The sequence below is a fragment of the Streptomyces sp. NPDC004031 genome (assembly GCF_053604375.1).
Genome location: NZ_JBSGHL010000016.1, coordinates 98,703 through 112,422, shown reverse-complemented (window position 1 = coordinate 112,422; position 13,720 = coordinate 98,703). Strand labels below are relative to the sequence as shown.

The following is a 13,720-nucleotide window of genomic DNA, read 5'->3' as shown; positions in this document are numbered from 1 at the left end:
CAGGAAGCCGGGGTGACCGGCCCGGCGAACTGGTGCCGAGGGGGGACGTGCCCTACCGAAGCGTGCTGCCGGAGACCTGTGGCTTGCCCGCGCCGATGAAGAAGACGCCGGGGTATCCAGCGGTGGCGAAGCCGTGGCTGGCGTTGGAGCGCAGCTCGCTGCTGTGCAGGGCCAGGGTGCCGGTGTGGTCGTTGCTGACGAAGAAGAACGCCCCGCCGCCCTCCACGGCGTCGTTGTGCGCGATCAGCGAGCCCTCGACGGTGACCGTGTACGTGTTGCCGTCGGTGTAGACGCCGCCGCCGCTGCCGCCCCCGGGCGTGCCGCCACGGGCAGGGTTGGCCCCTTTGCCCACCGCGGAGTTGTAGCTGATGACACTGTTGAGCACCACCCACGACACCCCGATGCTGCTCAGCGCGCCGCCGTTGGAACAGCTGCCGCCCAGGCCGGGCGCCCCGCCGAAGGTGCTGCCGGTGATGTAGACGGGCAGGCCGTGGTACTGGTCGAGGACGCGAATCGCCGCCCCGCCGAGGTCGGGACCGGTGCGGTCGCAGCGGTTGCGGACGAAGCGGTCGTTCACCGCCTTGAAGCGACCGCCGCGGACGAAGATCGCGCCGCCGCCCCCGCCCTCGGCGGTCTCGCCGGTGGAGTTGCCGTCCGCGAAGGTCAGGTTCTGCACGACGAGCTGCGGCGTGGCTTGGTCCTGGCAGTGCGAGGTGGTCCAGCCCTGCGCCTGGTCGCAGGTGTCCATGGAGAGGATGCGCCGCCTGCCCGCGCCGCTGAGGGTGACCTTGCCGCCGCCGTCAAGGACGACGCGGGCGGCGGCGTTGCGCACTTTGGCCGTTGTCTTCATGGTGATCACCAACGGGTCAGGGCCGCAGGAGAAGGTGATGACGCCGCCTGCGGCGACCGCGGCCACCACGGCGGCCGAGGTGCAGCTCGCCGGGGTCCCGTCGCCCACGGTCCGGGTCGGCGACGAGGTGTCCACCGCCCGCGCGGCGGCCGGGACCGCCGCGTGGCCGTCCGGGTTGCCCGCGGCGGCGGGAGCGCCCGGCGCGGGCAGCTTCACCGTCGCGGACGGCTTGGGCCGGTGGGTGCTCGACGCGGTGGCCGGCTGCGAGGAGGTCGCACCGGGGGAAGCAGGTGCTGTGGAGGCGGACGCGGACCTGGGGGTTGCGGACGGCGCGGCGTCGGCGCGGTCGGAGGACCCGCCGCAGGCCGTGGTGAGGGCGCAGGCCAGCAGGCAGGCGAGCGCTGCTGTGGCAGAGGACGTGAGGCGCATCGCCCGATGCTAGGGCGTGTCCGCGAAGTCCCGCCCGGCGGGCGGCGCTTGGCGCGCACCCCCGCTGCGTTGTCGGGTTCGTCCGAGCAGGCCCGCTACGAGGACGACCCTCCGCCTTGCGGTCGCACGCACCAGGCTCCGTCCGCCTCGCCCTCCGGGTGGACGCCGGGACTTCGCGGACCCGCCCTGGAGCCTGGCGCGCGGCCGGGCCTGTCGTGGCCCAGCGGCGCGGGCTTACTCCGTGACGCGGACAGCCGGGCACGGGGGGAAGTACGGTGTGCGCCGGTCCGTATTCGCCGTTCCGCGGTCGCGTCGATGCGCGGGATCCGGATGCCGTTGACGAGAAGCTCGCCGTGGATGCGGCGGGATTCCCGGGAGGGTTCTCCCGGGCGGACCGCAGCGCCGGGAGCCGGATGGAGACGCGGGGCAGCGGCCTTCTGAACGCCGCGCTTCGCTGCCGTGGCGCGGGGGACCCGGTGGCCCGCTCCCGACCACGCGTGCGAATGGTTGACGTGTCCCTGCCTAGTCGGTACTTTCGCGCTCAGTGCTCTCCACTCACCGGCCCCTCGCGTACCGCTGAGCTCTTGGAGTCATCAGATGCCGGAACGTCAGCAGCTTCTCAGGCCCGCATCAGATCCGACAACGTTGTCAATCTCCCCTGTGGTTCCGGCCGTTGCTGTACGCACTGACCGACAACGTTGTCAACGCTCACTCAGAGGAGAAATCTCGTGAGGACACGACTGTCCAGATCCCCCGGAGCGTATGTGATCGGCGTGCTCGCGGCCGCATCGCTGGCCGTGGCCGGGATGTGTGCGCCGGCCACGGCCGCCGCCAGGGCGGCCGCTCTGGTCACCTCTCCGGCCACCTTGGTCAACCCGTTAGTCGGGACGACCAACCAGGCCAACGACTTCCCCGGCGCCGACGTGCCCTTCGGGATGGTGCAATGGAGCCCGGACACGCCTTCGCGCCCACCGGGCGGTGGCTACGAGTACAACGACTCCTCGATCACAGGCTTCAGCCTGACCCACATCGCGGGCCCCGGGTGCGGTGCCTCCGGCGACATTCCGGTGCTGCCGACCGTCGGTGCGGTGAACACCGGAGCGACGGACGCGTTCTCGCACGCCAACGAGTCGGCCTCCGCGGGCTCGTACGAGGTCGCGCTCAACAACCAGGTGACCACCGAACTGACCACGACCACGCGGAGCGGCATGGCCCGCTTCACGTTCCCCAAGACCACCCAGGCGAACCTGATCTTCAAGCTCACCGGCAGCCAGTACGGTGGCACCAACACCCAGTTCACGAAGGTGTCCAGCACCGAGGTGAGCGGTCAGGTCACCAGCGGTCACTTCTGCGGGGCCGGAAACACGTACACCGTGTACTTCGACATGGTCTTCGACCAGCCGTTCGCCGGTGAGGGCGCGTCGATCGCCAAGCCGGCGGCGAACCCCCGGGCCACTACCGGCGCTGCGTCGAAGAACACCGTGGACGATCCGAGCAAGTCGGTGCTGCACGCAAAGATGCCGAAGGCCGCGACGACGAAGTCCGTGACGGGAAGCGCGGTACCCCAGGCGGCCGCCTCGAACGGCTACGTCACCTTCGACACCACCGCCAACCCGGTGGTGCAGGCCAAGGTCGGCGTCTCCTACGTGTCGGTGGCCAACGCGGTCGCCAACCGCACCGCGGAGAACAGCGGGTGGGACTTCGCCGCGACCCGCACCGCCGCGCAGAACTCCTGGAACGCCGCGCTGGGAAAGGTGCGGATCGCGGGCGGTACCGCGGCGCAGCAGCAGACCTTCTACACCGCGCTCTACCATTCGCTGCTGCATCCCAACGTGATCAGCGACTCGAACGGCCAGTACTACGGCTTCGACGGCAAGACGCACACCGTGGACTCCGGCCACAGTGCCGCGTACGCGAACTACTCGGGCTGGGACATCTACCGCTCGCAGGCCCAGCTCGAAGGGCTGGTCGCTCCGCAGGTCGCCTCGGACACCGCGCAGTCGATGGTCGACGACTACGCGCAGACCGGCCAGTTCCCCAAGTGGTCGGAGAACAACGGTGAGTCGTACGTGATGGTCGGTGACCCGGCGGACGCCATCCTCGCGGACTACCATGCCTTCGGCGCCACGAAGTTCGACACCGCCACCGCGCTGGCCGACATGGTCGCGGAGGCGAGCAAGGCCAACAACAACCGGCCGGGTCTGAACTACCTGAACTCGCCCGGGTACATGCCGCACGACGGCAGTTACGGCTGCTGCAACTTCTACGGCCCCGTGGCCACCACGCTGGAGTACGACACCGCCGACTTCGCGCTCTCCGCGCTGGCCGGCCGGCTCGGCGACAGCGCGGACCAGAAGACCTACGCCAACCGCGCGCAGGACTGGCGCAACGTGCTCAACCCGGCCTCCGGCTTCGTCGAGCCGCGCAATGCCGGCGGCTCCTGGACCGGCGGTTTCGATCCGACCAGCGGCACCGACATGGTCGAGGCCGACTCCTGGATCTACACCGGGATGGTGCCGTTCGACGTCGGTGGCCTGGCCAGGGCCAAGGGCGGGAACAAGGCCATGAACGACTACCTCGACACCACCCTGCGCAGCTTCACCGGCGGCAACGGCTACGCGTGGGTGGGCAACGAGCCCAGCATCGAACTGCCGTGGGAGTACGACTACATCGGTGAGCCGTACAAGACGCAGGGCACGGTGCGGGCGATCCAGGACCAGATCTGGGCGAACACCCCCGCAGGCCTGGCCGACGGCAACGACGACCTGGGCACGATGAGCGCGTGGTACGTCTGGTCCGCGCTCGGCATGTACCCCGAGACCCCGGGCACCTCTGATCTCGCCCTCGGCTCACCGCTGTTCACGCAGGCAGTGATTACGCTGCCGTCCGGCGCGTCGCTGACGATCAACGGCAACGGTGCCGCGGACAACGCACCGTACGTGCAGTCGGCCACCTGGAACGGCGCGGCCTGGAACAACGCCTACGCACCCACCACCGCGGTCACCGCGGGCGGCACGTTGAGCTTCACGCTCGGCACCAGCGCCAACACCTCATGGGCGAGCGCCGCTTCGGCGGCCCCGCCCTCCTATGCCGGCGACACCGCGGCACCGGCCTCGCCCCGCATCGGCCCGATCGGGGCCGGCGTCGGCACGAACCTGTGTGTGGACGACGCCAACTCCTCGACCTCCGACGGCACCCACGTCCAGATCTACGGCTGCAACAGTACCTACGCCCAGGACTGGATCGTCGCCGCCGACGGGTCGCTGCGTACGCTCGGCAAGTGCCTGGACGTCAGCAACAGCGGCACCACCAACGGCACGGCCGTCCAACTGTGGACCTGCAACGGCAGCGGCGCCCAGAAGTGGACGCCGGGCTCCAGCGGTTCGCTGGTCAACCCGCAGTCCGGGCTGTGCCTGGACGTCCCGAACTCCTCCACCGCCAACGGCACACAACTGCAGCTCTACAGCTGCAACGGCACGGGCGCGCAGAACTGGAAGCTGCCGAGCTGAGCCGGCCCGCCCGGCGACCGGGCGGCATTCTCCGGACCTTCTCCAGCAGGTTCGGCTCCCGCCTTCCGGCCGTACGGCCGGAAGGCGGGAGCACTTCCGCTCTCCGGCGGCCCGGCCCCCGGCGCCGCGCCTGCGCCCTGCTGATCGGCCGGATGGCCGCAATCTGGTGGAGCACAGCGCTCCGGGGCAGTAGATGGGCAGAGCAGTCGCAGATTCCGAACGCACGAGGGGGCCGAAGCATGATCCAGGTGGCGGATATCCGCGAGTGGCGCACGTACGACGTCGTGGACCCCGCAGGGCACAAGATCGGCACCTTCGAGGCGGTCTACGTCAACACCAGCACGGACGAGCCGGCGATGGCCACTGTGCAGATCGGCCTGCCCACACGACACCGGCTGGTGTTCGTCCCCCTTGACGGTGCGAGCGTCGGACCGGGCTATGTGAAGGTCGCCTACGACAGGGCGCTGGTGAAGGAGAGCCCGTCGATGGGCACCGACGACGTGCTGCCCGCCGAGGACGAAGCCGCGATCTTCGCCCACTATGACATCGCCTACCATGTCGGCGCCGCCGGCGAGCGACAGCTCGCACGCCGCTGAGCGTCGCACGGACAGGGAGTACGCCGTGGTTCTCTTCCTGGCGCTGGTCATCGTCGCCATCGTGCTGGGCCTTGTCGGCGCTGTCGCCCACGGCCTGGCCTTCCTGCTGGTCATCGGCATCGTGCTGTTCGCCGCCGACCTCGCCTATCTCGCGCTGCGCTGGCGGCGCTCCGGAAGGCGTCCCGTGCGCTGACCGCACGGCGAGGGAGCACGGCACGGCACCGCCCGGTCTCCGCCGGTGCCCCGCCTTGTCCGCGGAGTTCGCGGGCGCCCGCGAGGACGGGGCAGGCGGGCCGGGCTGTGACGCCGTGGCCGTATGCGGTGCAGGTGACGCCGTTGTGCTGGGCCTCAGGTAATCGGAATCAGAGTGCCTTTAGTGGTGATCCCGTGCTACCTTTCTGGGTGTAACGGGACGTCGGACCCATTAGCTGGGGTTGTTCGGTGTCCCTCGTTCCAACGCCCCCTCCGCGCGGCGGAGTCGAAAGGGGTGCGTGTCATGTCCACAACACAAACGGCGTCGCTGCCCACCGCAACCCGCCCAGAGCCCGGCGCCGGCGCGGAGCAGCTCACCGGCCGGCTGAAGCTTGTCCTCGGGGTGCTGCTGGTCGCCCAGTTCATGCTCGCCGTCGACTACTCGATCCTGAACGTCGCGCGAGCGGAAGGTCGCCCAGCCGCTGGTGCCGCCCGCCGTGCTCGGCCGCCGCAACGTGGCCTGGGGCAACGTGTTCGGCCTGCTGGCCTTCGTGACCGAGACGTCGCTGGTGTACCTGCTGACCCTCTACCTCCAGGACACCCTCGGCTTCTCACCGCTCCAGGCCGGTGTGACCTTCGGCGTGCTCGGCGCGGGTACGGTCGTCGGCGGGCTCCTCGCCGCGAAGGTCATCGCCCGCACCTCCACCTCGACCGCGCTCGTCGCCGGAGGGCTGCTCCAGGCGGCCGCCACGGCCGTGCTGCTCTTCCTGGGCACCCGGGGCGGACCGCACCTGCCGGGCCGCCCCGCCCGTCCCGAGGTGACCACCGCCGCACCCTCTTCCGCCGCCGCCCGTACCGCGCGCCGGTCCGCGAACATCCCGTCCTTCCCCCCTTTCTGCCGCCCCGGCCGCTTCCCGTACGAAAGGAGCCCCCATGTCTCCCGCCCTCCGCCCGGCCCGCCCCGCCGCCGGGGCGACCTGGTCCGACCTCGTGATCCCCGGCGACCCCGCCGTCGGCGCCCGCGTGTTCCGCCCCGGCTCCGGCGACGGAGCGCCCACCGGCTTCCTGGTGTGGGCCCACGGCGGCAGCTGGCAGTACGGATCGGTCGCGCAGTGGCACGACGTGACCGCCCGCCTCGCGGTCCTGTCCGGCTGGGCCGTGGTGAGCGTCGACTACCGGCTCGCACCGCGCCACCGGCACCCCGCCCCCCTCGAAGACCTCCTGACGGTCCTGGAGTGGACCCGCCTGCGCAGCGACGCCTCCGGCTCGCCGCTGGCGGTCGGCGGCGACAGCTCGGGGGCCACCCTCGCGGCCTGCGCCGCGCTCGCCGTCCGCGACCGCGGCGGCCGGCTCGGCGTCCAGGTCCTGGCCTACCCTCCGCTCGACCCCGGCTGCCGGGCGCCGAGCCACCGGCGCGACCCCCGAGCCTTCCCGACCGCGGCCGCGCTGCGCCGCGCCTGGCACGCCCACCGCGGGACGACAGCCACCGCCCTCGCCGCCGACGGCACCGTCCTGCACTCCACGCCCTTCGGCGCAGCAGGCCACCGCGGACTCGCCCCGGCCGTCCTGGCGGCCGGCGACCTCGACCCCGTCAGCGGCGACACCCTCCGCTACGCGCGGATCCTGCGCGACGCCGACGTCCCCGTCCACCTCCTCCACCCGCCCGGCACCGGGCACGCCGACCTCCTGCGCCCGACCGGGACCCTGCTGCCGCTCCTCGCCCGCACCCTGCGCGACCTGCCCCGCGAACCCTGCACACCCCCGCCCGAAAGGAACGACGTCCGATGACCTCGACCGTTTCCCCCGCCGAACCTCCCGCGTCCCCCGCCCCGCTGGACGCCCTCCTGCGCCACTTCGCCGATCTGCGCGAGGGCACCCACGCCGGGCACCGGGACAGGACCGGCAAGGACGGTGCCTTCCGCGCCGCCGTCCGGCTCATGGACGCGCCCGCCCGCCAGGTCCTCGCCGAGTTCGACGCCCACCTGCTGCTGGGCAGCGGGACTCTGAACGCCACCGGCCTCCGCCAGGACGGGCACGGCGGAAGCTTCGCCGCCTGGTCGCTCTGCTGGCCCGAGCAACTGCGGGCCGGCATCACCTCCCTGACCCTGCACGCCCACTACGGCGCCGGCTTCCATCACCCCCACCTTCGCGGCGCGACCGTCGGCGAGTGGCCGCTCAACGTCTCCACCCCGCAGCAGGCCGCCGAACTGGTGCCGACCCTGCGTGCCGTCGTGGCTGCCGACCTCCACAACCTCGTCTTCCAGCGCGACTGGCGCATCGTCCCCGCCCTGCACGGCTCCCCTCGCGGCGGGGAATCCGGGACGGAAGGACCGCGATGCCGGCCGCTCCCGCAGTTGGGACCCCAGCCCGGAGGGGACGATTTGTCCTGACGGCGTCCGTGTACTGCTGTGTCAGGTCACCAGAGCCGCAGGGGCAACGGTGGCGGTGAACCCGGGAAGCGCGAGCGCTGTGGCGTGGTCAACGTGTCGGGTTGGCAATGAGCCAGTCCTGCAGTTCCCGGTGGCGGAACTGGTAGGCGATGCCCGATATCCGCAGCAACCCTGCCTCGTAGGACCAGTTCAGGAACGCGCCGAGGCGCCAGGGCAGCAGTCGGCCCCGGCACACGCACAAAAAGACCAGATAGCGCCGGGCAGCGGACTGTGACCACGGCCAGAAGCCTGTCACCAGGCCGAGCGCGAGCCCGGCAGTCGCCCCGAGCCCGGGACTCGCGATGACTCCGACTGCTGTTCCCGACGCAATCGCGCAGGCCACGCCGATCGTCAGGCCGACCACCAGGTCGTCCCTGATGGGATGCCGCGGGTCCGTAGGGACGATGAACCCTCCGGCGAGCGCGCGAAAGATTGTCGGGCTCCCCACGAAGAACACCACTACGACCATCGCTCCAACGACCACCTTCACCGCCGGCCCGATCACCGCGCCGAGTCCTCCCCGACCGCTTCCCCACCCGCCTGCCCATCCGTCTCCCCACCCGCCTCCGAGACCGATCGCAAGCCCGAACGCCAGAGCGGTCGCCAGAAGGACCGCGATTTCGGCTGTCAGCCGGTGCCGCCGGGCGGGATTGCCTCGCGCGCCGGCGCTTCTGGGAGGCCGTATCGAGTTGACGGCGATCGACCCTGCGGAGCAAACCACAAGCAGCACCACTCCCAGCAGCTGGCGCGAGGAGAAGCCTGACGGCCTCTGGTCCAACAAGGCCGCACAGACGGCCGAGGTGAGGAAGGCAGTGACAACAGCGTCGATGGCGCGGACACGGCGGGGCCCCGCGAGAGTCCACAGTTGATGGAGGACGACGTCCGTATCCGGCTCCGTCCCGGTGGAGCCCGCCAGGTGCGTGGCGAGCCTGCTCAGCCACCGCTGAACCTGGTGCGGGCTGTAGCGGCTCGGGTGCTGGGCGGTGGCGGCCTGGATACGACGTGCGAGCAGGTGGTCGCGAATCGCATCGGGAGAGACAAGGCCGAGGAGGTCGGCTGGATCGCGGACGTAGGTATGGGTTTGCGGGTCGCGCTGCTCGAAGACGGTGACGGCCAGGTTGAGACGCCACGGGGTGTCCAGAGCGCGAGCCAGGGAACCGGCCGGATGCGCGGTCAAAGCGGCCAGCACAGGCGCCCAGCGGAGCGGGGCAGAAACACGGGCCGTGAGGTAGGCCGTCGCCTGCGCGGTGCTGACAGGACGGATCTGGACACGGGCGGCGTCGAGCATCAGTACGTTCGTGGCGGCCAGTTCCTCGTACTGCTCGGTGCGGCACGTCAGTACGAGGGGAGCACTGCCGTGAGTGTCCTGGTAGTCGTTCAACTGGACTACGGCGGCCGCAGAGCGCCGGCGGCCGGGTGGCGTGTCCGCGTGGTCCATCTCGTCCAGGCCGTCAAGGACGGGGAGGACACGTCGCCGGCTCACCAGCGCGTGCGCGTCGTCGGAGGTGATGCCCATACTGCCGTAACGCTGGTGGATCTGCTCGGCCAGCCACTGTGTCAGCGGCTGGAGAGTGTCCCAGCCGGCGACGGACACGGGCACGGGAACCGGATCGGTGTCAGTACGGGCCGGGTCGTCCAGAACGTCGATGAGCAACTGCAGAGCCAGCAAGGACTTGCCTGCTCCCGGCGCACCGGTGATCAGCAGTCGGGCAGGGCGCAGGTTGCGGTAGTACGCAAGGACGTCCGCGAGTTGCCCACGCGCGGCGGTACCAGCGGCATCGTGCGCCGCTGTGGGCAGGTAGTCGAAGACCACGTCGATACGCCTGCCACCTGCGCCCAGCAGACTCGCGACCTGGTCCCGTCCCGACACTTTGACTGCTGCCGCCAGGGTCCGCGCCGCCAGGTCCAGGTCTCTCGTTGCCTCGGACCGGTCGTCCCGATACGCCGCCCAGGCGAGAAACGCCGCAGGCAGGGTTGGTACAAGCGTCACGACGACAGCACTTTCCCTGCCGAGTTGGTAATGACGGTTCAGCCACAGGACGACCAGCGTGGTCACCAGTTGGCTGACCGCGTACGCCAGGCCCACCCGCCTGACTCGCGAACGCCCCATATCCGAATCGTTTCGCACCCCTGGGTGGCCTATGGGCCGATGCAGGGTCCGATACCTGACCGTGACCGGGACGGCGCCGGTTGTACGCCGGCCATCGGTCCGGCCAGGTCCCGTGGACACGAACTGCCGACACCGGGCCGCCCAGGTGGCGTGAGGTCGGCAAGCGCAGCCAGTGCCGAGGAGGCCGCCGTGGCAGCGGCCGGTGACGGCCTGCGGACGGCGCGGCCGTGCGCGCGCAGGGGGCCCGCCTGTCTGCGGAGGCACCTCCGTGACGGCCCGCCGAACCAGCCCTGGTCGGACCACGGCAGCCACCGGGTCACCTCCTGAGCTACAGACCGGCCCCCACGGGGCCCGCCACCAGGCGATCTGCGCCTGCCACCGCTGACGCCCACCCGCCACCCCACGACGCCCACGCACACCCGGCCCCGGACACCCCCGCTGCCCGCGCGACAGCGGACGCGGGCGAACATGCGCCGGCTCACCCCGGCGGGGCCTGAGGACCGGCTCCGGTAGTGCCGCGGACGTCCGGCGTCGTCGCTCCCGCCCGCGCCCCGGACCGGGGCGCGGGCGGCAGACGGGCGATGTCGGCGGCACGTGCCAGGATGGGGACGTGGAACAGACATTCGGTACGCCGTTCATCGGCCGGGAGGACGAGCTCTCCCGGCTCACCGGCGTGCTGAAACGGGCCTCGGCTGGCGATCCGCGCGCCGTCCTGCTGTCCGGGGACGCCGGTGTCGGCAAGACCCGCATGCTGACGGAGGCCGCCACGCACGCGACCGCCGCCGGCATGACCGTCCTGACCGGCCACTGCGTGGACCTCGGTGACGTGGGTCTGCCCTATCTCCCGTTCACGGAGATCCTCGGCGCGGCCGCCGCCGACGACCGGTTCGCCCCGGTCTTCGCCGCGCACCCGGCCGTGGACCGCCTGACCGGCGCGGCTCACGGCACCGGCGGCGCGCCCGACCCCGGCAACCTCCTCCAGCTCTTCGAGGGTGTCACCGGACTCCTCGCGGACCTCGCGGACCTGGCCCCGCTCCTGCTCGTCCTGGAAGACCTGCACTGGGCGGACCAGTCCTCCCGGGATCTGCTCCGCTTTCTGCTCAGCCGGGGCATCCTCCAGCGGCCCTTCCCCGGCGGCCCGCCTCGCCGCCTCGCCGTCTTCGCCTCCTACCGCGCGGACGACCTGCACCGCCGTCACCCGCTGCGGCCGCTGCTCGCCGAGCTGGTCCGGCTGCACGCCGTCGACCGGCTCGAGCTGCGGCCGATGCCGGACGCGGACGTGGCGCGGCTCGTACAGGCGCTGCGCACCGGCCCCGTCTCCGACAGCACGGTGCGCAGTATCGTCCGCCGCGCCGAGGGGAACGCGTTCTACGCCGAGGAGTTGCTGGCCGCGATGCCCGGCAACGACGGCCCCGCCTCCACCGCGATGCCCAGGGGGGTGGGAAGCCTGGGCGGCCTGGCCGACGTGTTGCTCATCCGGCTCGAGCAGCTCTCCGAGACGGCGCAGCAGGTGCTCCGCACCGCGGCCGTGGCGGGGCGCCGCGTCCGGCACGACCTGCTGCGTGACGCCGTACAACTGCCTCAGGAGGAGCTGGAGTCGGCGCTGCGCGAGGCGGTCGGACGCCAGCTGCTGATTCCCGGTGACGACGCGACGTACTCGTTCCGGCACGCCCTCACCCGCGAGGCCGTGTACGAGGACCTGCTGCCCGGCGAACGGGTACGGCTGCACGGGGTGTTCGCCCGGCTCCTGGCGGGGGAGGGCCGATCGGCGGAGAGCGCGGCGGAGCGTGCTCACCACTCACGCGAGAGCCACGACCCGGCCGATGCGTTGGCCGCCTCCCTCGAGGCCGCCGACCACGCGCAGCGTGTGGGCGCGCCCGCCGCGGAGCTGCGCCACCTGGAGTCCGCCCTCGAGCTGTGGGCGGCGGTTGACGCGTCCGATCGCCCCGGGACCTTCGACGCCATCACCCTCACGCTGCGCGCCTCGGCCGCCGCCGCCCGCGCCGGTGAACCCCATCGTGCCGTCCAGCTCACCCGCTCGGCGCTCGGGCGGGCCGGCGCGAACACCGACTCCGAACTGGCCGCGCGAGTGCGCTACACACTCGCGGGCGATCTCATGCGCGTCGACAGCCTGGCCGACGCCTTCACCTACAGCAGTGAGGCGCTCGCGCTCATCCCGGCGGATCCGCCCTCGTCCACCTGGGTGTGGGCGGCCGCGACCCATGTCATGGCCGCACGCTATGTGGGACGGCACGAGCACGCCGAGCAGGTCGCCCGGCAGGCGCTGGAGAGTGCCGAACTGCTCCGGCTCGGCGACGCCCAGGCCGACGTGATGATCTCCCTGGTCGGCATGGAGGCGCACAACCGCCGGACCGCCGAAGGCCGGGACCGACTGCGCCGCGCGCGCGAACTGGCCCGCGCCGCCGGGAACTTCTCGGTGGAGATGCGCGCCCTGTTCAACCTGGCCATCGGCTGCTACGAATCCGGTGACCTGGACGACAGCCTGACCTGGATCGGCGACGGCCTCGAACGCGCCACCCGGGCCGGCCTCCACTCCTCCCCGTACGCCCTGGAACTGCGCTACCTGCGGTCGCTGCTGCTCTACACGCTCGGCCGCTGGGACGAGTGCGCGCGAGCGGCCGCCGCCGACGCCGAAATCCTCCCGGTCGCGGGCGGGTTCGCGACCGGACCCGCGCTGTACGTGGCCCTCGCCCGCGGTGAGTACGACGCGGCCGTCACGGGCGCCCAGGCGCTGCTCGACCGCCCCTTCGACTGGATGTCGACGCTCGTCGCGAGTGTCGTGCTGACCGACAGCGCCGCGATGCGCGGCGATGCCGACGGCTCCGTCCGGCAGATGCGCGCGTCCGTCGAGGCGCTCATGGACGCCTCGGGCTCCGAGCGGCCCGACGTGGTGGTGCGGCTCGCCGCGCTCGCACTGGCGGCGGTCGCCGACGCGGCGCAGGAGTCCCGCCTGACCGCCGACACCGTGGCAGCCGGCCTCTGGGTGAAAACCGCCGGCGAGCTGGTGGAACTGGCCCGGACCACAGCCGCCCAGGGCGAGGACGGCACCAGGCAGGGCCCCGAAGGACTGGCGTGGCTGGCCCGCGCCGAGGCCGAGGGGGTGCGCGCCGCCACCGGACCGGAGGTGGATGCCTGGGACCGGGCCGTGACGGCGTTCGGCTACGACGATCCGTACGAGCTGGCCCGGTGCCGTTGGAGGCTGGCAGAAGCCCTCCTCACCGCCGAGCGCCGTGCGGAGGCAGCCGAACAGGCCTACGCGGCCCGGGACACCGCTGTGCGGCTGGGCGCGGTTCCGCTGTGCGAGGCGGTGGACTCCCTGATCAGGCGCGGTCGCCTTGCCGACGCTCCGGCGGCCGCGGACCGCATCGCCGCGCTGACCCCCCGGGAGAGCGAGGTCCTGCGGCTGCTCGGCCGGGGGCGCAGCAACCGGCAGATCGGCGAGGAGCTCTTCATCAGCGGGAAGACGGCGAGCGTCCACGTCTCCAACATCCTCGCCAAGCTGGGCGCCACGGGCCGGACCGAGGCCGTGGCCATCGCCTACCGCGAGGGTCTGCTCAAGCCCGGGACGACCGCCGACAGCTGAT

8 protein-coding genes and 1 pseudogene are annotated in these 13,720 nt (G+C 71.9%); 7 read left to right on the top strand and 2 right to left on the bottom strand.

Annotation, left to right across the window (positions count from 1 at the left end; all coding sequences use genetic code 11):
- Positions 1-52 precede the first annotated feature (52 nt).
- Positions 53-1,279: a hypothetical protein gene (locus ACWERV_RS13235; protein WP_452932308.1), complete on the bottom strand. Its 1,227-nt coding sequence runs from the start codon at positions 1,277-1,279 to the stop codon at positions 53-55.
- Between the two features lie 728 nt (positions 1,280-2,007).
- On the opposite strand from ACWERV_RS13235, the gene ACWERV_RS13230 reads away from it, so the two are divergent.
- From ACWERV_RS13230 to ACWERV_RS13205, 6 genes and pseudogenes are all read left to right on the top strand, one after another.
- The gene (locus ACWERV_RS13230) at positions 2,008-4,788 is read left to right on the top strand and encodes a lectin (protein ID WP_452932305.1); all 2,781 of its coding nucleotides are present in this window, start codon (positions 2,008-2,010) and stop codon (positions 4,786-4,788) included.
- 239 nt (positions 4,789-5,027) lie between these two features.
- A complete protein-coding gene (locus tag ACWERV_RS13225) occupies positions 5,028-5,384 on the top strand; it encodes a PRC-barrel domain-containing protein (protein WP_398191628.1) in 357 nt (118 codons plus the stop codon).
- Positions 5,385-5,409: 25 nt separating this feature from the next.
- Positions 5,410-5,577, top strand: coding sequence for a hypothetical protein (locus ACWERV_RS13220; protein ID WP_452932303.1), 168 nt, complete (start codon positions 5,410-5,412; stop codon positions 5,575-5,577).
- Positions 5,578-6,037: 460 nt separating this feature from the next.
- Positions 6,038-6,358, top strand: a pseudogene (locus ACWERV_RS13215) (MFS transporter); the annotation flags it as partial.
- A 151-nt stretch (positions 6,359-6,509) separates the two neighbouring features.
- Positions 6,510-7,364, top strand: a complete 855-nt coding sequence (locus tag ACWERV_RS13210) for an alpha/beta hydrolase (protein ID WP_452932300.1) — start codon at positions 6,510-6,512, stop codon at positions 7,362-7,364.
- A complete protein-coding gene (locus ACWERV_RS13205; protein ID WP_452932298.1) occupies positions 7,361-7,966 on the top strand; it encodes a hypothetical protein in 606 nt (201 codons plus the stop codon). The genes ACWERV_RS13210 and ACWERV_RS13205 overlap by 4 nt, the downstream gene beginning before the upstream one ends.
- Positions 7,967-8,054: 88 nt before the next feature.
- On the opposite strand, the gene ACWERV_RS13200 is transcribed toward ACWERV_RS13205, so the two are convergent.
- On the bottom strand, positions 8,055-10,061 hold the full coding sequence (locus ACWERV_RS13200) for an NACHT domain-containing protein (protein ID WP_452932295.1): 2,007 nt from the start codon (positions 10,059-10,061) through the stop codon (positions 8,055-8,057).
- Positions 10,062-10,725: 664 nt separating this feature from the next.
- Here ACWERV_RS13200 and ACWERV_RS13195 point away from each other — a divergent pair.
- Complete coding sequence (locus ACWERV_RS13195) at positions 10,726-13,719, top strand: helix-turn-helix transcriptional regulator (RefSeq protein WP_452932292.1); 2,994 nt, start codon at positions 10,726-10,728, stop codon at positions 13,717-13,719.
- Position 13,720 lies beyond the last annotated feature (1 nt).

What these genes read in the sequence shown, in the direction of transcription:
- ACWERV_RS13205 (WP_452932298.1), top strand. Translation starts at nt 7,361, where the DNA reads ATGACCTCGACCGTTTCCCCCGCCGAACCTCCCGCGTCCCCCGCCCCG.
- ACWERV_RS13210 (WP_452932300.1), top strand. Translation starts at nt 6,510, where the DNA reads ATGTCTCCCGCCCTCCGCCCGGCCCGCCCCGCCGCCGGGGCGACCTGG.
- ACWERV_RS13235 (WP_452932308.1), bottom strand. Translation starts at nt 1,279, where the DNA reads ATGCGCCTCACGTCCTCTGCCACAGCAGCGCTCGCCTGCCTGCTGGCC.
- ACWERV_RS13225 (WP_398191628.1), top strand. Translation starts at nt 5,028, where the DNA reads ATGATCCAGGTGGCGGATATCCGCGAGTGGCGCACGTACGACGTCGTG.